Raw genomic sequence first — 18212 nt, forward strand, 5'->3', positions numbered from 1 at the left:
TCGTGTCCGCACTCGCGCGGACGGGCGGCGTGGTGCGAGCCGGAAGGCCGCGCCGCTCCTCAGAGAACGTGGACGGGGTGAACGCGCGGTGAACCCCAGGTGCCGTGCGGGGTGGGCGCTGCGTTAACTGTTCGAGGTCACACTGCAGTGGCCGCGAGCGTCAGTCCGGGTCGACGCGGCGTCGGGCCTTCGCCCGGATCAGGTGTTCCTGCAGGTCGGCGAGATCCGAACCGTCGGGGGCGCGGTGGTGCCGGTTCCAGGTCCCGTCCTGGCCCAGCCACCAGGCGGCGGTGGTGTCCGCGAACGCGAGATCCATCAGGTCCGTCAATTCCTGGACGTGGTCCGCGCTGGACAGTCGCACCAGGGCCTCGACGCGACGGTCGAGGTTACGGTGCATCAGATCCGCGCTGCCGATCCAGACCTGGGGTTCACCGCCGTTGGCGAACCAGAAGATCCGGGAGTGCTCCAGGAACCGGCCGAGGATGCTGCGGACGCGGATGGTCTCGGACAGCCCGGGGACGCCGGGGCGCAGTGCGCAGATGCCGCGGGTCCAGATGTCGACGGGCACCCCCGCGGCCGAGGCGCGGTAGAGCGCCTCGATCGTCACCTCGTCGACGATCGAGTTCACCTTGAACCGGATCCGGGCCGGCCGCCCCGCGCGGTGGTTGTCGATCTCGTGCTCGATCCGCGCCACGATCCCGTTGCGCACCGAGTGCGGCGCGACCAGCAGCCGCCGGAACGAGGTGCCCCGGGCGTAGCCGGAGAGCTGGTTGAACAGGTTCGCGACGTCCTCGCCCACCACCGGATCTGTGGTGAGCAGGCCGAAGTCCTCGTACTGACGGGCCGTCTTCGGGTTGTAGTTGCCGGTCCCGATGTGGCAGTAGCGGCGCAACCGCTCGCCCTCCTCGCGCACGACCAGCGCGAGCTTGCAGTGGGTCTTGAGGCCCACCTGGCCGTAGACCACGTGGCAGCCGGCCTGCTCCAGCTTGCGGGCCCAGGTGATGTTGGCCTGCTCGTCGAAGCGGGCCTTGAGCTCGACCAGGACCACGACCTGCTTGCCGGCCTCGGCGGCGTCGATCAGGGCGTCGACGATCGGGGAGTCACCGCTGGTCCGGTACAGCGTCTGCTTGATCGCCAGGACGTGCGGGTCCGCGGCGGCCTGCTCGATGAAGGCCTGGACGCTCGTGGAGAACGAGTCGTACGGGTGGTGGAGCAGGACGTCCCGGGCGCGCATCGCGGCGAACACGTCGGCCGCCTTCGCGCTCTCGACGGCCGCGAGGTGCGGGTGGGTGGTGGGCACGAACGTCGGGAAGTGCAGGTCGGCGCGGGGGATGTCGGCGATCGCGTGCAGCCCCGACAGGTCGAGCGGACCGGGCGAGGCCACGACCTCGGCGGGGCTGACGCCGAGCTCGCGCACGAGCAGGTCGAGGGCGTCCTCGTCGATGCTCGCGTCGACCTCGAGCCGGACGGGCGGGCCGAACCGACGCCGCATCAGTTCCCGCTCGATCGCCTGGAGGAGGTTCTCGGCGTCGTCCTCCTCGACCTCGAAGTCCTCGTTGCGCGTGACGCGGAACGCGTGGTGGGCCTCGATCACCATGCCGGGGAAGAGCTCCTGCAGGTGCGCGGAGATCAGGTCCTCGAGCGGGACGAACCGGGAGTCCGAGGCGGCGATGAACCGGGGCAGCAGCGGCGGCACCTTGACGCGGGCGAAGTTCTCGCGGTCGGTGGCCGGGTTGCGGACGACGACCGCGAGGTTGAGCGAGAGCCCCGAGATGTAGGGGAACGGGTGCGCCGGGTCGACCGCGAGCGGCGTCAGCACCGGGAACACCTTGTCCCGGAACAGCCCGTGGAGGGTGTTCTGCTCCTCGTCGGTGAGTTCGTCCCACCGCAGGATGGAGATGTTCTCGTCGGCGAGCCGGACCAGCAGGTCGCGGCGGAAGCAGCGGGCCGCCCGCTGGGCGAGCTCACCGGACCGCGCCCAGATCTGCTCGAGGATCTCCAGCGGCGCCTGGCCGCTCGTCGAGGTCACGGCGACGCCGGCCGCGATCCGGCGCTTGAGCCCGGCCACGCGGACCATGAAGAACTCGTCGAGGTTCGAGGCGAAGATCGCGAGGAAGCGGATGCGCTCGAGCAGCGGGAGGCTCTGGTCCTCCGCGAGCTCCAGGACCCGGGAGTTGAACTCCAGCCAGCTCGCCTCGCGGTCGAGGAACGCGTCGGGGCCGAGTTCGAGCTCGTCGGGCACCGGCGCCGGCACGCTGCGCAAGGCGGCGGGGCTGGGGTCGGAGGCCGACGCGGCAGTCACGGTCATAGCGTCACACGGTTTCGGTGACGGGTGAACAACAGGTGACCGGCAGGCGGCCGGCCGGAGCAGTCCCCGCCAGGGTTCGGTCAGCTGTGGGAGTTGTCGGGTCCGGTGGCCGCGTACATGACGCTCACGGCCTCGGTGCGGAACCCGAGGCGGGTGTAGACGGCGACGGCGGAGGTGTTGTCCGCGTCGACGTACAGCAGGACCGAGGTCAGGCCCTGGTCGGCCAGGTGGCGCAGCCCGATCCGGGACAGCGAGCGGCCCAGCCCGTTGCCCTGCTCGCCGGGGTCGACGCCGAGGACGTAGATCTCGCCGGCGGCCGGTTCCCCGCCCGCGGCCAGGTGGACCTTCGTCCAGTGAAAGCCGACCAGCCGACCGGTGCCGTCCGGGGCGCCGAGTTCGCCGCGTTCGGCCAGGAAGAACCCGGCGGCGGAGAACCAGTCGGTGGCGATCCGGGCGTCGAGGTCCGCGCGGGTCAGGCGGCCCTGCTCGCCGTGGGCCGCGAACGCGGTCGCGTTCAGGGCGAGCCAGGCGTCCTCGTCGCGGCCGACCTCGAAGGTCCGGACCCGGACGCCGTCGGGCAGCGGCACGGCGCCGGGCGCGTCGGCGTCGGGGCCGAGGGGGAGCGGGCGGCGCATCCGCCACAACTCCCGGACCGGGGTCAGGCCGACCGCGGCGGCCAGGGGCCCCGCGGCCGGGTGGGGCCCGTGCGCCCAGACCCGGAGGTCCGGGCCGCCCAGCAGGGCCGTCAGCAGCGCGTGCCCGTGACCGGCGCGCCGGGCGTCGGGGTGGACGGCGAGTTCCGTGGTCCCCGCGGCGTCGCGCTGGGCGTACCCGACGACGCGGCCGGACCCGTCCCGCCGGACGACGTGGACGACCCGCTCGGAGCCGGCGGCTCGGCCGGCACCGACGGCGGCGAGCACCAGCCGGGTCTGCTCGGTGAACGGCTCACGCCCGTCGACGGCCCCGGCCGCGGCCGCCAGCTCCGCGATCGCGGCGCGGGTGGGGGCGTCCGGGGGTCCGAGCTCGGTGGTTCCGGCCATGGGCCGTCACCCTAGATCGCCCCGCCGGGGTTGGCGGCCCGCCGGGTCAGGAGGGCCCGCCGCCCCCACGCTGCTCGGGCGGGGCCACCGCGGTCCGGCCGGGAGCCGGGTCGGGGTCGTCGTCCCCGCCGTCGGAGTCGCCGGTCAGATCGAGGTCGAGGTCGGTCGGGATGTCGTTGCCGCGGCCCGAGGGCGAGTTCGGCACGACGAACCGGTAACCGACGTTGCGGACCGTCCCGATCAGCGACTCGTGCTCGCTGCCGAGCTTGGCCCGCAGGCGCCGGACGTGGACGTCGACCGTGCGGGTGCCGCCGAAGTAGTCGTAGCCCCAGACCTCCTGCAGCAGCTGGGCGCGCGTGAACACGCGGCCGGGGTGCTGGGCGAGGAACTTCAGGAGCTCGAACTCCTTGAACGTGAGGTCGAGGAAACGGTTGCGGACCTTGGCGGTGTACGTCGCCTCGTCGATGACGAGGTCGCCGCTGCGGATCTCGTCCGGGCCGTCGTCGGCGGCCGCGGCGGCGAGGCGGCCGATCGCGAGCCGCAGCCGGGCCTCCACCTCGGCCGGGCCGGCGGTGTTCAGCACGACGTCGTCCACGCCCCAGTCGGCCGTGACGGCGGCCAGGCCGCCCTCGGTGGCAACGAGCAGGAGGGGGCAGTCGATGCCGGTCGTCCGGATCAGCCGGCACAGGCTGCGGACCTGGGGCAGGTCGCGGCGGCCGTCGATGAGCACGGCGTCCACGGGCGGGGTGTCGAGGAGGGCGCTGACCTCCGCGGGGGCGACCCGCACGTTGTGCAGCAGGAGCCCGAGGGCAGGCAGCACCTCGGCGGAGGGCTGCATCGAGTTCGACAGCAGCAACAGGGTGCTCACCGGTGAGTGGCCTCCTCCGGGGCGGCGCTGTTACGCGCAGGTGACCGAATTCAAGAATCCCACATCCGTGGGGCGCCGTTGCCGCTGGAAGAGACCAGGGAACACGCTCCGTGTTTCGTTGGTGTGAACTGCGCCGTCCATCCGGGGCGTGGTGCCTGTGGGGTGGCTCTCGCCGGAGTGGCCCGCGCCAGGCAGGATGGGGAAATGGCACAGGGGACGATCCGCTACTGGGCCGCTGCCAAGGCGGCGGCCGGCACCGACAGTGAGCCGTACGACGCGGCGACGCTGGCGGAGGCGCTCGACGCCGCCCGCGCGGCCCACGGGCCCGACTTCGCCCGGGTGATCGGCGTCTGCTCGTTCGTGGTGGACTCCGACCCCGTCGGCACCCGGGACCACGCCGAGGTGAAGCTGCCCGAGGGCGGCGTCGTCGAGGTCCTGCCCCCCTTCGCCGGCGGGTGACCGGCCCGCTGCTGGCCGTGCTGGCCGCTGCCGTCGGCGTCGGTGCCTCACTGCTCGGGCAGACCGCGCTCGGGGTCGCCGTCCTGCTCGCCCAGATCCTGCTCGTGCTCGGCTGGTTCGCGATCGTCGACGTCCCCGGCAAGGAGGTCGGGGCGTTGCTCGCGATCGGGGCGGGCGCGACGGCGGACGCCGCGATGATCGAGCGCGGCTCGGACATCTCGCTCGGCCCGCTGGCCGGGGTGCTCGGCCCGGCGCTCGTGCTGGCCCTGATCCACCAGTTCACGCGCAAGGACAAGAAGGGCCGGGTCACCGCGTCCCTGACCGCGATCCTGATGGCGATCACGCTCTCGGTGGTCGCCGCGGCGCTGGTCGCCGAACGCGCCGCCACCCACGGGGAGGCGGTGACGATCACCGCGATCGTGGCCGCCGGGGCGGCGTCGGCCGTCGTCGCGTCGCCCTTGGCGGCCGCGGTCGCCGACCCGCTCGCCCTGGTCGTCGGGACCGCCGCGGGCGCCGGCGCCGGCTTCGTCGCCGGGGACATGGACGCGGGGTACACCGTCGGCATCGCCGCCGGCGCCGCGGTGCTCGCGGTGATGGGCCGGCGTGCCGCCACGTTCACCGCCTACGACGTCGCCGCCGAGGCCGCGCGCGCCGCGGCGGGCGCTCCCGCCGCGACCGGACGGGCCGCGAGCCGGCAGGCCCGGCGGCAGGCCTCCCGGCAGGCGCGGCGGTCGGGGGAGGCCGTTCTGGTGATGGGCTCCGCCCTCCCGCTGGTCCTCGCCGCCCCTGCTGCGTACGTGCTCGGCCGCCTGCTGGTGGGATAGCCCGATGTTCCGTCCCCGGTTCTGGCTCGTCAGCGGCCTCGTCCTCGTCGTGCTCCTGCTCGTCGCGGACCGCGGTGGTCAGTACGTCGTGCAGCGGATCGTCGCCGGTCAGATCCAGACCAGCCTGTCGACGCCCGACGAGCCGTCGGTCGACATCAAAGGCTTCCCGTTCCTGCCGCAACTGATCAGCCAGAAGTTCGACGACGTCGAGGTCGACATCCGCGACGCCGACGCCGGGCAGATCCGCGTCGAGCGCATCAGCGCGGTCCTGACGGGGGTCCAGCGCAAGGGTTCCGGGGCGCACGTCGAGTCGCTGTCCGGTGGCGGGCGGATCTCCTACGAGGCCGCGACCGAGGCCGCCCGCGGGTTCCGGGTGTCCTACGGCGGGGACAACCTGGTGAAGGTCAGCGGGGACGTCCGGTTCGCCGGGCAGACGCGGACCGCGTCGGCGACCGGCAAGCCGCGGATCGTCGGCAATGAACTGCTGATCCGCGCCGAGAAGGTGGCCGTCGACGGGGTGGCGGCCCCCGTGTCCGGGTTGATCCCGGACATCCGGTACCCGCTGCGCGAGATCCCCGAGGGCCTGAACATCCGGATCAAGCCGACCGAGGCGGGCATCGAGTTCAGCTTCGACGGCGAGGACCTGCAGCTCTCCAGCGAGGACATGACCGCGGCGTGGGGGCTCTGGGGTCCCGTGCCGGAGGTCACGTCCGCACTCCGCCGCGCCGGTACGTAGCATGGAGCCTGTGTGCCGGCCTGCAGTTCTGACCAAACGGCGCGCGGTCGACCTGTGCCGCGTGGCCACGTGCTTGTGTCGCTGCGCCTGACGCCGCCTCCGTTCTCTTCTCGCGCTCTCCACATCGCGCGCCGATTCGCTCTGGCGCGCTGCCGCGACATTTCCTGTACTCCGCTGTGGAAGGATTATTGCCATGAGCCGCGCTGACGCGCTCGTCGACGCCGACTGGGTCGAGGCCCGGATCGACGACCCCAACGTCGTTATCGTCGAGGTCGACGAGGACACCGCCGCCTACGACAAGGGCCACATCCGTAACGCCGTCCGGATCGACTGGAAGGACGACCTCCAGGACCCGGTCCGCCGTGACTTCGTGAACAAGGAGCAGTTCGAGAAGCTGCTCTCCGAGCGTGGCATCGGCAACGAGCACACCGTCGTCCTGTACGGCGGGAACAACAACTGGTTCGCCGCCTACGCGTACTGGTACTTCAAGCTGTACGGCCACGCGGACGTCAAGCTCCTCGACGGCGGTCGCAAGAAGTGGGAGCTGGACTCCCGCGAGCTCGTCACCGAGGTGCCGACGCGTCCGGTCACCACCTACGTGGCGCAGGAGCAGGACCCGTCGATCCGGGCGTACCGGGACGACGCGGTCAACGCGATCGGCACGCTGAACCTCATCGACGTCCGGTCTCCGGACGAGTACGCCGGGCGGATCCTCGCCCCGGCGCACCTGCCCCAGGAGGGTTCGCAGCGCCCGGGCCACATCCCGACGGCGGTCAACGTCCCGTGGTCGAAGACCGCGAAGGACGACGGCAGCTTCCGGTCCGACGAGGAACTGCGGGAGCTCTACGGGGACGCGGGGCTGGACTTCGGCAAGGACACGGTCGTGTACTGCCGCATCGGCGAGCGCTCGGCCCACACGTGGTTCGTGCTGCACGAGATCCTCGAGCAGCCGAGCGTCCGGAACTACGACGGCTCGTGGACCGAGTACGGCGCGCTCGTCGGCGTCCCGATCGCGCTCGGCGACGAGCCCGGTGGCCCGGACGGCGGGGTCGCCTGATGTGCGGCGCGACCCCGGGCGGCCCGGCGCTGCCGGCGAACGTCGACGTCGGCAAGGAGGCGATCATCCAGGGGATCGTCACCCGCGACGGCATCGGCGTCCCGAACGCCTACGTCCGGCTCCTCGACCGCACCGGTGAGTTCACCGCCGAAGTCCCGACCTCCGCCACCGGGCAGTTCCGCTTCTTCGCGGGCCCGGGGGACTGGACCCTCCGCACCCTCGCCCCCGGCGCCTCCGTCGACCGCCCGGTCGTCGCCGCCCGGGGCGAGATCGCCGAGGTCGAGGTCGTCCTCTAGGGCTCCCGGCTCTCCCACGAAAGCGCAGTTGCGTACGCGTATTCGCCAATTTTTCCGTACGGGACTGCGCTTTCGTGCGTCCTCAGGTGGGCGCGGGGCACGGTGGCGCGGCGGGTCTACGGGCGACGCCAGCCGCGGCTGATGAGCGCGTCGCGGATGCGCTCGATCACGGTCGCCGGCCGGACCAGCAGGTCCATCTTCGTGACCTTGATCAGGATCCAACCGTGGACGCGGTAGAGCTCGTCGCGTTTGATGTCGCGTCGCCACTGCCCCTCGTCGAGGTGGTGGTGATCCCCTTCGTACTCGATCGCGATCTTGAAGTCGGCGAACTGCAGATCCGGTTCGGCGAACATCTCGCCGGCGTCGTCGAAGACGGGCTTGTTCACCAGCACCGGGCCGAGCAGGGCCGTGACGACGAGGAAGCGCAGCCGCGATTCCATCGGGGACTTCGACGCCGGATCGAGCAGTGGGAGCGCGGTGCGCGCGAGCTTGACGCCGCGGCGGCCGACTCCGGCTTCGACCGTCACCCGCAGGTCCGAAACGCCGTTCTCGGCCCGCGCCGCGAGTCCGTCACCCGCGATGACGAGGGAGAGCAGGTCAAGACGGGCCGCCAGGTCCAGGAACGTACGGCCTGGCGTCGTCACACGGAGACCGCGCAACCAGCAGGAGTCGCCGTCGCCGAGAGTGAGAATGCGGTGGGCGACCACGCCCCCGATCCGCGGCTCGACGGGCTGCATCGTGCAGACGTGGATCAGCGGCTCGTCGGGCACCGTCACCCGGTACAGCGACGCGGCCGTGTAGTGGCTGAACACGGCATCTCGGGGCAGCCCGGCGCGGAGCGCCCCGCATCGCTGCCACAGGTTGTCGGGCACGTCGGCGGGGACCCACAACCCCCGCGCGACGCGGCGATGCCGACGCCGGTCCTCCAGTTGACGCCGCTTCATCCCGGCGCCGAGGGCGTCGTTCCTTCTCACGGCCTCGACGGGTGCTTCGGCCGGCGTTGGCTCGCGGGGGATCCACATGGCGCGGAAGCGTCGCCGATTTCGTCGCCTCCCGCTCGCCCCCACCCACGATCTGTGGATAACGGTGCGCCCACCCGTCCAGCGGTCCCACGAAAGCGCAGTTGCGTACGCCTAATCCGGCGAAATCGCGTACGGATGTGCGCTTTCGTGGGGGAGGGGGTGGGTCAGTAGGGGAGGGGCGGTCAGTAGACGAGGGCCTGGGCGTCGTCGGCGCAGGCTTCGGAGACGAAGACGGCGGCCCCGGCGATGCGGACACCGTCCAGCACGTCGTCGGGGCCGATGTCCCGGCGGGCCGCGCACTGGGTGCACAGGGTGACGCGGCCGAGCTCCAGGACCGTCGCGAGCAGGTCCTCCAGCGGCTCGGAGTGGGGCAGCTCGAACTCCGCGGCCCTGCCCGGGAGGGCGAACCACGAGCTCTCGCCGGTGAGCCAGAGCGAGACGTCGAGGCCCGAGGCGGCGGCGACGGAGGCGACGGTGAAGGCCTGGGCGCACCGCTCAGGGGCGTCGGCGCCGGCGGTGACCTTGACGACCAGGGAACGAGCCATACGGCCAACCTACTGAGCGGGCGGCGACCGTAGACTCGCGCGGTGTTCGAGATTCCGCCGAACCTCCACCCGGCCAACATGCCCTTGGCGTTCCTGCTCGGCGCCTGGGAGGGCGAGGGCGTCGTCGAGTACCCGACGATCCAGCGCCGGCTGTTCAAGCAGCGCGTCGAGTTCGCGCAGAACGGCAAGCCGTTCCTGCACTACATCTCGCGCTCCTGGGAGATCGACCAGGCCGGCAACGAGCTCGGGCCGTTGAACATGGAGACCGGCTTCTGGCGTCCCCGCCCCGACGACAAGCGCGACGACCAGGAGGGCACCCCGCTCGAGGTGCTGCTCTCCCACCCGACCGGCTTCCTGGAGGCGATGATCGGGGAGATCCGCGGTCCGCGGATCGAGTTCGCGACGACCGGCGTGATGAAGGTCGAGTCCGCCAAGGACTACCGCCGCGGCCACCGGCTCTACGGACTGGTGAACGGCGAGCTGATGTGGGTCTACGAGATGGAGGCGATGGGCGAGCAGCTCCAGCCGCACATCTCCGCCGCGCTTCAGCGGGCTCCGGCGGGGTGAGGCCATGAGCCAGGACTGGCGCACGATGCTGCGGGAGAAGGGCTACCGCCTGACGCCGCAGCGCGAACTCGTCCTGGCCGCGGTCACCGAGCTCGAGCACGCGACGCCCGAGCAGGTCTGCGCGCGTGTGCAGGAGACCGCGAGCGGGATCAACATCTCGACGGTGTACCGGACGCTGGAACTGCTCGAGGAGCTCGGCCTGGTGCGCCACGCGCACCTCGGGCACGGGGCGCCGTCGTACCACCCGGCCGGGCACTCCCACCACCTGCACCTGGTGTGCCGGGACTGCGGGGCGGTGTCGCAGGTCGAGTCGACGGTTGCGACGTCGCTGACCGCGACCCTGCAGGAGACGGAGGGTTTCGAGGTCGACCTGGAGCACTTCGCGATCTACGGCCGGTGCCGGGACTGCCGTCAGCAAGGCCTGACGGACCATCACCATGAGTGATGTGCGGCTGCGCGGGCCGCGGCCCGGGGACTGGGGTTGGATCATCTCCCGCCACGGCGCGCTGTACTTCGCCGAGTACGGCTGGGGCACCGACTACGAGGCGTACGTCGCCCACGCGGTGGGCGAGCTCGCCGAGCACTTCGACCCGGCCCGCGAGGCGGTCTGGATCGCCGAGCTCGACGACCGGCCCGTCGGGTCGATCGCGTGCGCCCGCAAGGACGAGGAGACGGCGCAGCTGCGCTTCTTCCTCGCCGAGCCGGACGCGCGCGGTCGCGGCGTCGGGCTGGCGCTGATCCGGGCCTGTCTGGAGTTCGCGACCGAGGTCGGCTACCGGCGGATGATGCTGTGGACCTGCAGTGGTCTGGTGGCCTCCCGTGCGCTGTACGCGCGACACGGCTTCACGCTCGAGTCCGAACCCGGCCCGTTCCCGTACGACGCCACCCGTACCGAGCAGATCCTCGCCCGCGACCTCTGACGCGCCCCGGCACCGCGAGCGGGTGCTGCATACAGTGGGAGGCGTGTCGACCGATGTGCTCACCTCGCCGCTGCTGACCCGCCCCGGGGCCGTGGCCGCGGACGGCCCGGACGCCGGCGTCGCGGCCCACTACGGCGACCCCTACGGGGAGCAGCGCGACCTCGCGCTCGGGAAAGCCGCGGTCGACCTCTCGCACCGTGGGGTCGTCCGGGTCTCCGGCCCGGACCGCCTGACCTGGCTGCACTCGCTGACGACCCAGCACCTGTCCGACCTCGCGCCGCGCGCGGCCGCCCAGGCGCTGGTCCTGAGCCCGCACGGGCACATCGAGCACGACCTGCACGTCGTCGACGACGGCGAGGCCGCGTGGATCACCGTCGAGCCCGGGACGGCGCCGGAGCTCGTCGCGTTCCTCGACAAGATGCGTTTTCTGCTCCGCGTCGAGGTCGCCGACGTGACCGCGGAGTGGGCCGCGGTCTGGGTCCCCGCGGGCGGGGCGGACGTCCCCGGCAAGGAGCACGCCTGGCACCACGCCCGCCCGACCGAGGCGCTCGGCGAGTACGCCGGCCGGGAGGTCCTGGTTCCGCGCGGCCGGCTGGCCGACGCCGTCGGACCGCTCGCCGGGGTGTGGGCGCACGAGGCGCTCCGGATCGCGGCGCGCGTGCCGCGCCTCGGCTTCGAGACCGACCACCGGACGATCCCACACGAGCTCGGCCTGCTCGAACCGGCCGTGCACCTGAACAAGGGCTGCTACCGCGGGCAGGAGACGGTGGCGCGCGTCCACAACCTCGGCCGGCCGCCGCGGCGGATGGTCTTCCTCCACCTCGACGGCAGCGACCTGGAGCTGCCGCCCCACGGCGCCGAGATCACCCTCGACGGTCGGGCGATCGGGTTCGTCGGGAGCTCCGCCCGGCACTACGAGCTCGGGCCGATCGCGCTCGGCGTGATCAAGCGGAACACCCCGCACGACGCGACCCTGCTGGCCGGCGGCGTTCCCGCGGCCGCCGAAGTCGTCGTCGAGGCCTGAGGTCTGACGGACTGTCAGGTGCCACGACCGAAGATTGCCGTCGCGGCCCTGCCGCCCTGGTACCCGCCGGCGTTCGAGAAGCTGACGGAGGACCTGCAGGCTCCCGTGGCGTTCCCGCCCGAGGTGCTCGCCGCGGCCGAGCGGGCCGGTGCGGCCGACGGCGGGGCGCGCGCCGACCGCCGTGACATCGAGCTCGTGACCCTCGACCCGGAGTCCTCGCAGGACCTTGACCAGGCCTTCGCGATCGAGATCCGAGGCTCCGGATTCCGGCTGCACTACGCGATCGCGGACGTCGCCGCGTTCGTCCGCGCCGGTGACCCGGTCGACGTCGAGTCCCAGCGCCGCGTGGAGACCCGCTACGCCCCGGACCGGCGGCTGCCGCTGCACCCGCCCGAGCTCTCCGAGGGCGCGGCCAGCCTGCTTCCGGACGTCGACCGGCCGGCCGTGCTCTGGACCCTCGACCTCGACGACGCCGGTGAGCTCGTCGAGACCCGGGTTGAGCGCGCCCTGGTGCGCTCGCGGGCGAAGCTGGCCTACGACGCCGTCCAGGAGCAGGTGGACGCCGGTGTCGCCGCCCCCGGAATCGAGCGGCTGCGGACTCTCGGCGAGCTGCGACTGGCGGCCGAACGCCGACGGGGCGGGGTGAGCCTGCCGCTGCCCGAGCAGGTCGTCGACGTCGCGAACGGGGACGGGTGGCGCCTGCGCGCGCGGCTGCAGACGCCGGTCGAGACGTGGAACGCGCAGCTCTCCCTGCTGACCGGCACCGCCGCCGCGCGGCTGATGCTCGACGCCGGGATCGGCGTCCTGCGGACGCTCCCGCCGCCGGCGGACGACGCGGTCGCGGAGCTGCGCCGCCGCGCCCACGCCCTCGGGTTCGAGTGGCCGGCCGGACAGCCGTACCCGGAGTTCGTCCGCGCGATCGACCCGAGCGCGCCACGGGCCCCCGCCATGCTGCGCGCGTGCACGACGCTGTTCCGCGGCGCCGGCTACGTCGCCTTCGACGCCGCGGCCGGCGTCGGAGCCCCGGCCGACGCGGAGCACGCCGCGATCGCCGCGCCCTACACGCACGTCACCGCCCCGCTGCGCCGGCTCGCGGACCGCTACGCCGCCGAGGTCTGCCTCGCGGTCTGTGCGGACGCCGAGGTCCCGGAGTGGGTCCGTGCCGCCCTGCCCGGCCTGCCCGAGCGGATGCGTGAGGGCGGCCGCGCGGTCAATTCCTTCTCCGCCGAGGTGCTCAACCTCGTCGAGGCGGGCCTGCTCGCCCAGCGCGTCGGCGAGACGTTCGGTGGCACCGTCGTCGCGACCAACAACGACCGGACCGCCGGCACCCTCGTCGTCGCCGACCCCTACGTCGAGGCGAAGGTCGAGGGCCCCGGCCTCCCCCTCGGCGAGCCCGTCGACGCCCGCCTCGTCACCGCCGACCCGATGACCCGTCAGATCCGCTTCGCCGTCGCCTCATCCGCATCAGCCGTTGATAAGGGGTGACACCCCTTATCAACAGCGAACAAAGGGTGACACCCCCAGTGTGACGGGCGGGGCGGGGCTGGGTCAGAGGTCGAGGAGGACGGTGAAGGGGCCGTCGTTGACGAGCTCGACCTTCATGTCCGCGCCGAAGACGCCGGTCGCGACGGTGGCGCCGCGGGAGCGGAGGCCGGCGACGACGGCGTCGACCAGGGGCTCGGCGACGGGGCTGGGGGCGGCCGCGATCCAGGTCGGGCGGCGGCCCTTGCGCGCGTCGCCGTAGAGCGTGAACTGGCTGACGACGAGCAGGGGCGCGTCGAGGTCGGAACAGGACTTCTCGCCGTCCAGGATCCGCAGCCCCCAGAGCTTTTCGGCCAGTTTGTCCGCGATCGCCGGGCTGTCGTCGTGGGTGACGCCCACGAGGGCGCACAGGCCGGGCTGCTCGATCGCGCCGACGATCCGGCCGTCGACGGTGACACTCGCGCGGCTGACCCGCTGCACCACTGCTCGCATCCTGCGATTGTGGTTCACATGTCCGCGCAGCCACTCCAGGCCTCAGTCCAGGCCCTTCCCACCGGCACCCTGATCACCGTCGCGCCCACGGGTGCGGAGCTGGCCAAGGCCGAGCACCCGAACCTGCCGACGACCCTCGATGAACTCGTGACGACCGCGAAGGCGTGCGCCGCGGCCGGCGCGGGGATGATCCACGTCCACCTGCGCGACGAGCAGGACCGCTCCTGCCTCGACGTCGGGAAGCTGTCCGAGGCGGTGGCCGCGATCCGCGCCGAGACCGACCTGCTCGTCCAACTCTCGACCGGCGGCGGGGTCACCGACTCGTTCGAGCAACGCCTCGCCGTCCTCGACGCGCAGCCCGACTCCTGCTCGCTCACCTGCGGCACGGTGAACTTCGGCGACGACGTCTTCTCGAACCCGTGGTCGCTGATCGTCGAGCTTTACCGCAAGGCGCAGGACCTCGGCGTCGTCCCGGAGTTCGAGCTGTTCGACCTCGGCCACGTCGCGACGATGCGCCGCCTGCTCGACACCTACGGTCCGCCGCCGAACGGCCGCGTCCACGCCGACCTCGTGATGGGCGTCCCCGGCGGCATGCCGGGCGACGCGGCGACGCTCGTCACGGTCGCGGGCGCGCTGCCCGCGGAGGCGACGTTCACCGCCACCGGCATCGGGCGCACCGCGCTGCCCGTCGCGTTCGCCGCGCTCGCGGCCGGCGGCCACCTGCGCGTCGGGCTCGAGGACACGGTGACGTTCGCGAAGGGGCGCCCGGTCCGGGACAACGCCGAGCTCGTCGAGCGCGCCGCGACGCTCGCGCAGCTCGCCCAACGGCCCCCGATCACCGGCTCGGACGCGCGCCGGTTCCTCGGGTTCGCCGGCTGAGTCGGACCCAACAGAAAGCCGGCCAATTCGGCCTGAGATGCAGGTCACCGGCCTGGTGCTGCCTGTGTGCTTGCAATTGTTAGCACCCTGCGCAAGCATGGCGACATGGCAACGCTTCCCGGCGGCCTCGGGGAGTACCTGAGGGAGCAACGCAAGAGCGCCAAGCTGTCGATCCGTCAGCTGGCGGCGGTTGCGGGGGTCTCCAACCCCTACCTCAGTCAGATCGAACGTGGGCTGCGCAAGCCGTCCGCGGAGATCCTGCAGCAGCTCGCCAAGGGGCTGCGGATCTCGGCGGAGCAGCTCTACATGCACGCCGGAATCCTCGACGAACGGGACGACTCCAGCAGTGAGTACGCCACGGTCGTCCTCGCGGATCCGCACCTGTCCGAGCGACAGAAGAGCGTGCTCCTGGACGTGTACGACTCGTTCCGCAGAGAGAACGAGCTGACGGCCGGACCCGAGTCCGACACCGCAGCCGGTGCCGAGCCGGCCGAACCGAAGTGAGAGGGAGCCAGTCATGGCCAGCACCGCCGAGATCCGCAAGACCTACACCGACTTCGCCAAGACCCTGACCGGCCCGAAGCCGCTCTACGCCTTCGCCGGCGTCGGCGACCTGGCCGTCGAGAAGGTCAAGAGCCTCCGTCCGACCGCCGAGGACGCGGGCCTGCGCGAGCGCGCCACCAAGCTGCCGAAGCAGTTCGCCGAGAAGCTCGTCGACCTCCCCAAGGAGGCCCGCAAGATCGGCGACAAGCTGACCGACCGCGTCGACACCCAGGTCAAGGCCGCTGACGAGCGTTACGAGGAGCTCGCCAAGCGCGGCGAGGACATCCTCAAGCGCGTCCGCACCCAGAAGTCCACCAAGGACCTGGTCGACCAGGCCAAGACCACGATCAGCAAGGCCCGCAACGTCCGTGGCACCGCCACCGAGGGCGCCAAGAAGACCGCCACCGCGGCCAAGAGCACGGCCACCTCGGCCCGCAAGACGGCCACCAAGGCCCGCAGCGCTGCCAACGCGACCGCGGACAAGGTCGGCGACTGACGCATTCCGGACCGATCACCTGATCGATCCCCCGACCCCTGACCAGGGGTCAGATGTACGACCCGACACCCGGTCGGGAGCCGCACCCGGCTCCCGACCGGGTGTTTCGTTAGGCTTCCCGCGACGGGTGCTGCGGCCGCAGCGGCCACGGCGGGCGGGACCGGAAGGGTGTGGGCGTGGATATCTGGTTCCTACCTCCGGAATCGGCGGCCGGCCTCGGGACCCTGGCCCTGTTCGCGCTGCACCTCTACGCGTTCGTCGACTGCCTGATCCGCCCGACGAACGCCTTCGTCGCGGCCGGCAAGAAGACCAAGCAGTTCTGGATGATCCTCACCGGCGTCGCGGCGGGCACGACCCTGCTGCTCTCGAGCGTGACGTTCACGTTCGTCATCGCGGCAACCGTGATCGCGCTGATCTACATCCTCGACGTCCGCCCGGCCGTCCAGACCTACCGCGGCCCCCGCGGTGGCGGCGGCGGCCGCAAGCCCCGCGGCACCGGCGGCTGGTAGCTACTTCTTCTTGTTCTTCTGAAGCTGCTCCGGCGAGCGGCTCGTGTAGACGACGACGCGGTCGCCGAGCTTCGCGCGGCCGAACAGCGTCTCCATCGAGTTGTAGTCGCGTGTGTTCACGCACCCGTGCGAGGCGCCGGCGTAGCCGCGGCGGGCGAAGTCCGGCGAGTAGTGCACGGCCTGGCCGCCGTCGAAGAACAGCGCGAACGGCATCGACGTGTGGTACAGCGACGAGACGTGGTCGCGGCTCTTGCGCTGGACGACGAAGACGCCCTCCCGCGTCGGGGTCTCGGTCGACCCGAACCGGGCGTCGAGGCGCATCTTCACCTTGCCGTTCACGACCCAGCGCACGGTCCGCGCGCGCTGGTCGACGCAGACGACCTTGCCGCGCAGGCAGCTCGCCGGCAGCCGGCCGCCGTAGGGCTTGTCCGCGCCGGTGGCGAGGGCGATCTGGTCGACCTTGCCGGTGCGCGCCTCGAGTGCCTTCAGCGTCGCCTCGTCGACGGCCCCGGTACGGGCGAACTTCAGCTGCTTCTGGAACGACTTCACCTGCGCGACGGTCTCCTTGCCGTAGAGACCGGTCGTCGGCATGTCCCGCACGCCGACGCGCTGCAGCCGGACCTGCAGGACCTTGACCGCCCTGCCCTCGTCGCCGGCGGCGAGGATCGGCTCACCCTCACCGGGACGGATCGGCTTGTCCTCGGTCGTGTCGACCTGCGACGGCGTTGGCTCCGCGGGCTCGGACTGCGACGGGCCCAGCGGCGGCGGGAGCGGATCGGCCGCGGCCGGACCGGCCAGCGCGAGGCCGCCGGTCAGGGACGCGGCGGTGAGCAGCGCCAGCACAGCGCTGAGCCGGACGTGGTGATGCTGCACCCGACGCATAAGTGGCGAAATCCCCCGCCCTCGGAAGACGACGTCGGCCGCCCGTGGGAATGCAACGGACGGCCGACGCCGATTCTACGTGGCGTTGCGCGGGGCACCTACTGAGAGCTTTCTGGACGCACCGGCCCGCGGGGCGGCACCAGGAATCACCAGTAGATGTAGACCCGCGTCCCGGTCGGGGTGCGGTCGAACAGCTTGCGCATCCGCGAGTAGTCGCGGGTGTTCACGCAGCCGTGCGAGGCGCCGGAGTAGCCGCGACGGGCGAAGTCCGACGAGTAGTGGATCGCCTGGCCGCCGCTGAAGAACAGCGAGAACGGCATTGCGCTGCCGTACAGGGACGAGACGTGGTTCCGGCTCTTCCAGTACACGCGGAACATCCCGTTGCGGGTCGGCGTGCGCGAGGACCCGAAGCGCGCGTCGAGGCGGACGCTGATCTTGCCGTTGTTCACCAGCCGGACCACGCGCTTCGACTTGTCGACGCAGATGATCTTGCCGGTGTAGCAGGTGCGCGGCATGGCGCGCTTGGCCTCGGCCGGGCTCGCCGTCACCAGACCGGCGCCGAGCAAGGTCGTGCAGAGCGCGCCGGCAAGGGTCGCGCGGAGAGACTTCGACGCCATCGGGGAACCTTTCGGGGACTGTGCAGTACCCCGAAGTGTTCGGCAGAAGGTGAGAAGCCCTCAGCCTTTATTGCCATTTCTCCGGTCCGGTTTTAACGATCATCGGCGTGTCGCCGCAGAACCGGGCCTTCGGCCTAGTAGTGCACGTACACCTTGTCGCCGACCCGCACCGAGTTGAACAGCGCGCGGGTGGCGGCGTAGTCGCGGGTGTTCACGCAGCCGTGGGAGGCGCCGGAGTAGCCGCGGCGGGCGAAGTCCGACGAGTAGTGGATCGCCTGGCCGCCGCTGAAGAACATCGAGAACGGCATCGCGCTGCCGTAGAGGCTCGACACGTGGTTCCGGTTCTTCCAGTAGACGGAGAACATCCCGTTGCGCGTCGGGGTACGGGAGGACCCGAACCGCGCCGACATCGCGATGACCGTCCGGCCGTTGACCACGAACGCCAGCTGGCGGGTCGACTTGTTCACGCAGATGACGCGCCCCTTGTTGCAGGCGCTCGGGCGGGCCGACGCCTCCGAGGGGAGGGCGATCAGCGTCGCGCCCAGCAGGGTGCTCGATGCGAGCCCGACGAGGGCAGCGCGCTTACGGTTTGTGGCCATTTGCCGACTCCTTGACGCTTGCTAACCAGAGCGATGTTCACCTCTAG

24 protein-coding genes are annotated in these 18212 nt (G+C 71.8%); 15 read left to right on the plus strand and 9 right to left on the minus strand.

Features of this window, described 5'->3' with window-relative positions:
* Positions 1-160: 160 nt before the first annotated feature.
* The 3 genes from SPOPO_RS0110605 to SPOPO_RS0110615 form a co-directional block, all read right to left on the minus strand.
* Positions 161-2308, minus strand: a complete 2148-nt coding sequence (locus tag SPOPO_RS0110605; RefSeq protein WP_019874751.1) for an RNA degradosome polyphosphate kinase — start codon at positions 2306-2308, stop codon at positions 161-163.
* Between the two features lie 80 nt (positions 2309-2388).
* Positions 2389-3348 carry a mycothiol synthase gene (gene mshD / locus SPOPO_RS0110610; RefSeq protein WP_019874752.1) on the minus strand — a complete coding sequence of 320 codons (960 nt, stop codon included), beginning with the start codon at positions 3346-3348 and terminating at the stop codon, positions 2389-2391.
* A 46-nt stretch (positions 3349-3394) separates the two neighbouring features.
* The gene (locus SPOPO_RS0110615; RefSeq protein ID WP_019874753.1) at positions 3395-4216 is read right to left on the minus strand and encodes a winged helix-turn-helix transcriptional regulator; all 822 of its coding nucleotides are present in this window, start codon (positions 4214-4216) and stop codon (positions 3395-3397) included.
* 204 nt (positions 4217-4420) lie between these two features.
* Here SPOPO_RS0110615 and SPOPO_RS0110620 point away from each other — a divergent pair, with 204 nt between their 5' ends.
* From SPOPO_RS0110620 to SPOPO_RS0110640, 6 genes are all read left to right on the plus strand, one after another.
* Positions 4421-4675, plus strand: coding sequence for a MoaD/ThiS family protein (locus tag SPOPO_RS0110620; protein WP_019874754.1), 255 nt, complete (start codon positions 4421-4423; stop codon positions 4673-4675).
* Positions 4672-5499, plus strand: coding sequence for a hypothetical protein (locus tag SPOPO_RS0110625; RefSeq protein WP_019874755.1), 828 nt, complete (start codon positions 4672-4674; stop codon positions 5497-5499). Before SPOPO_RS0110620 ends, SPOPO_RS0110625 begins: the two co-directional genes overlap by 4 nt.
* Before the next feature lie 4 nt (positions 5500-5503).
* Positions 5504-6235: an LmeA family phospholipid-binding protein gene (locus SPOPO_RS32690; RefSeq protein WP_019874756.1), complete on the plus strand. Its 732-nt coding sequence runs from the start codon at positions 5504-5506 to the stop codon at positions 6233-6235.
* A 1-nt stretch (position 6236) separates the two neighbouring features.
* The gene (locus SPOPO_RS36150) at positions 6237-6326 is read left to right on the plus strand and encodes a putative leader peptide (RefSeq protein ID WP_425424128.1); all 90 of its coding nucleotides are present in this window, start codon (positions 6237-6239) and stop codon (positions 6324-6326) included.
* 102 nt (positions 6327-6428) lie between these two features.
* Positions 6429-7292, plus strand: a complete 864-nt coding sequence (locus SPOPO_RS0110635; RefSeq protein ID WP_019874757.1) for a sulfurtransferase — start codon at positions 6429-6431, stop codon at positions 7290-7292.
* Positions 7292-7588, plus strand: coding sequence for a DUF1416 domain-containing protein (locus SPOPO_RS0110640; protein ID WP_019874758.1), 297 nt, complete (start codon positions 7292-7294; stop codon positions 7586-7588). Before SPOPO_RS0110635 ends, SPOPO_RS0110640 begins: the two co-directional genes overlap by 1 nt.
* Before the next feature lie 116 nt (positions 7589-7704).
* Here SPOPO_RS0110640 and SPOPO_RS28940 read toward each other — a convergent pair whose 3' ends face one another.
* The gene (locus SPOPO_RS28940; RefSeq protein WP_156869789.1) at positions 7705-8610 is read right to left on the minus strand and encodes a hypothetical protein; all 906 of its coding nucleotides are present in this window, start codon (positions 8608-8610) and stop codon (positions 7705-7707) included.
* A 182-nt stretch (positions 8611-8792) separates the two neighbouring features.
* Positions 8793-9155, minus strand: coding sequence for a DsrE family protein (locus SPOPO_RS0110650; protein ID WP_019874760.1), 363 nt, complete (start codon positions 9153-9155; stop codon positions 8793-8795).
* Between the two features lie 42 nt (positions 9156-9197).
* Here SPOPO_RS0110650 and SPOPO_RS0110655 point away from each other — a divergent pair, with 42 nt between their 5' ends.
* From SPOPO_RS0110655 to SPOPO_RS0110675, 5 genes are read left to right on the plus strand one after another with little or no spacing between them, the layout of a single operon-like run.
* The gene (locus SPOPO_RS0110655; RefSeq protein ID WP_019874761.1) at positions 9198-9722 is read left to right on the plus strand and encodes a heme-binding beta-barrel domain-containing protein; all 525 of its coding nucleotides are present in this window, start codon (positions 9198-9200) and stop codon (positions 9720-9722) included.
* Positions 9723-9726: 4 nt separating this feature from the next.
* Positions 9727-10167, plus strand: a complete 441-nt coding sequence (locus SPOPO_RS0110660) for a Fur family transcriptional regulator (RefSeq protein ID WP_019874762.1) — start codon at positions 9727-9729, stop codon at positions 10165-10167.
* Entirely contained in the window at positions 10160-10642 is a 483-nt protein-coding gene (locus SPOPO_RS28945; RefSeq protein ID WP_051098346.1) for a GNAT family N-acetyltransferase, read from the plus strand. The genes SPOPO_RS0110660 and SPOPO_RS28945 overlap by 8 nt, the downstream gene beginning before the upstream one ends.
* A 43-nt stretch (positions 10643-10685) precedes the next feature.
* Positions 10686-11666 carry a CAF17-like 4Fe-4S cluster assembly/insertion protein YgfZ gene (gene ygfZ / locus SPOPO_RS0110670; RefSeq protein ID WP_019874764.1) on the plus strand — a complete coding sequence of 327 codons (981 nt, stop codon included), beginning with the start codon at positions 10686-10688 and terminating at the stop codon, positions 11664-11666.
* 18 nt (positions 11667-11684) lie between these two features.
* Positions 11685-13151 (plus strand): RNB domain-containing ribonuclease, encoded by a 1467-nt coding sequence (locus SPOPO_RS0110675; RefSeq protein ID WP_019874765.1) that lies wholly within the window; start codon positions 11685-11687, stop codon positions 13149-13151.
* 63 nt (positions 13152-13214) lie between these two features.
* Here the strand turns inward: SPOPO_RS0110675 and dtd are convergent, their stop codons facing one another.
* Positions 13215-13640, minus strand: a complete 426-nt coding sequence (gene dtd / locus SPOPO_RS0110680; protein ID WP_028984675.1) for a D-aminoacyl-tRNA deacylase — start codon at positions 13638-13640, stop codon at positions 13215-13217.
* Between the two features lie 18 nt (positions 13641-13658).
* Here dtd and SPOPO_RS0110685 point away from each other — a divergent pair, with 18 nt between their 5' ends.
* The 4 genes from SPOPO_RS0110685 (at position 13659) to SPOPO_RS28950 (ending at position 16067) form a co-directional block, all read left to right on the plus strand.
* Positions 13659-14519, plus strand: coding sequence for a beta-keto acid cleavage family enzyme (locus SPOPO_RS0110685; protein ID WP_019874767.1), 861 nt, complete (start codon positions 13659-13661; stop codon positions 14517-14519).
* 105 nt (positions 14520-14624) lie between these two features.
* Positions 14625-15023, plus strand: coding sequence for a helix-turn-helix domain-containing protein (locus tag SPOPO_RS0110690; RefSeq protein WP_019874768.1), 399 nt, complete (start codon positions 14625-14627; stop codon positions 15021-15023).
* A 13-nt stretch (positions 15024-15036) separates the two neighbouring features.
* Positions 15037-15558: a hypothetical protein gene (locus tag SPOPO_RS0110695; protein WP_019874769.1), complete on the plus strand. Its 522-nt coding sequence runs from the start codon at positions 15037-15039 to the stop codon at positions 15556-15558.
* Between the two features lie 176 nt (positions 15559-15734).
* Complete coding sequence (locus tag SPOPO_RS28950) at positions 15735-16067, plus strand: DUF2516 family protein (protein ID WP_019874770.1); 333 nt, start codon at positions 15735-15737, stop codon at positions 16065-16067.
* Here the strand turns inward: SPOPO_RS28950 and SPOPO_RS28955 are convergent, their stop codons facing one another.
* The 3 genes from SPOPO_RS28955 to SPOPO_RS28965 form a co-directional block, all read right to left on the minus strand.
* Positions 16068-16949, minus strand: coding sequence for a L,D-transpeptidase family protein (locus SPOPO_RS28955; RefSeq protein ID WP_019874771.1), 882 nt, complete (start codon positions 16947-16949; stop codon positions 16068-16070).
* 146 nt (positions 16950-17095) lie between these two features.
* Complete coding sequence (locus SPOPO_RS28960) at positions 17096-17566, minus strand: L,D-transpeptidase (RefSeq protein ID WP_019874772.1); 471 nt, start codon at positions 17564-17566, stop codon at positions 17096-17098.
* Between the two features lie 134 nt (positions 17567-17700).
* On the minus strand, positions 17701-18165 hold the full coding sequence (locus tag SPOPO_RS28965; RefSeq protein ID WP_019874773.1) for a L,D-transpeptidase: 465 nt from the start codon (positions 18163-18165) through the stop codon (positions 17701-17703).
* Positions 18166-18212 lie beyond the last annotated feature (47 nt).

The organism is Sporichthya polymorpha DSM 43042, assembly GCF_000384115.1.
Lineage (GTDB): Bacteria > Actinomycetota > Actinomycetes > Sporichthyales > Sporichthyaceae > Sporichthya > Sporichthya polymorpha.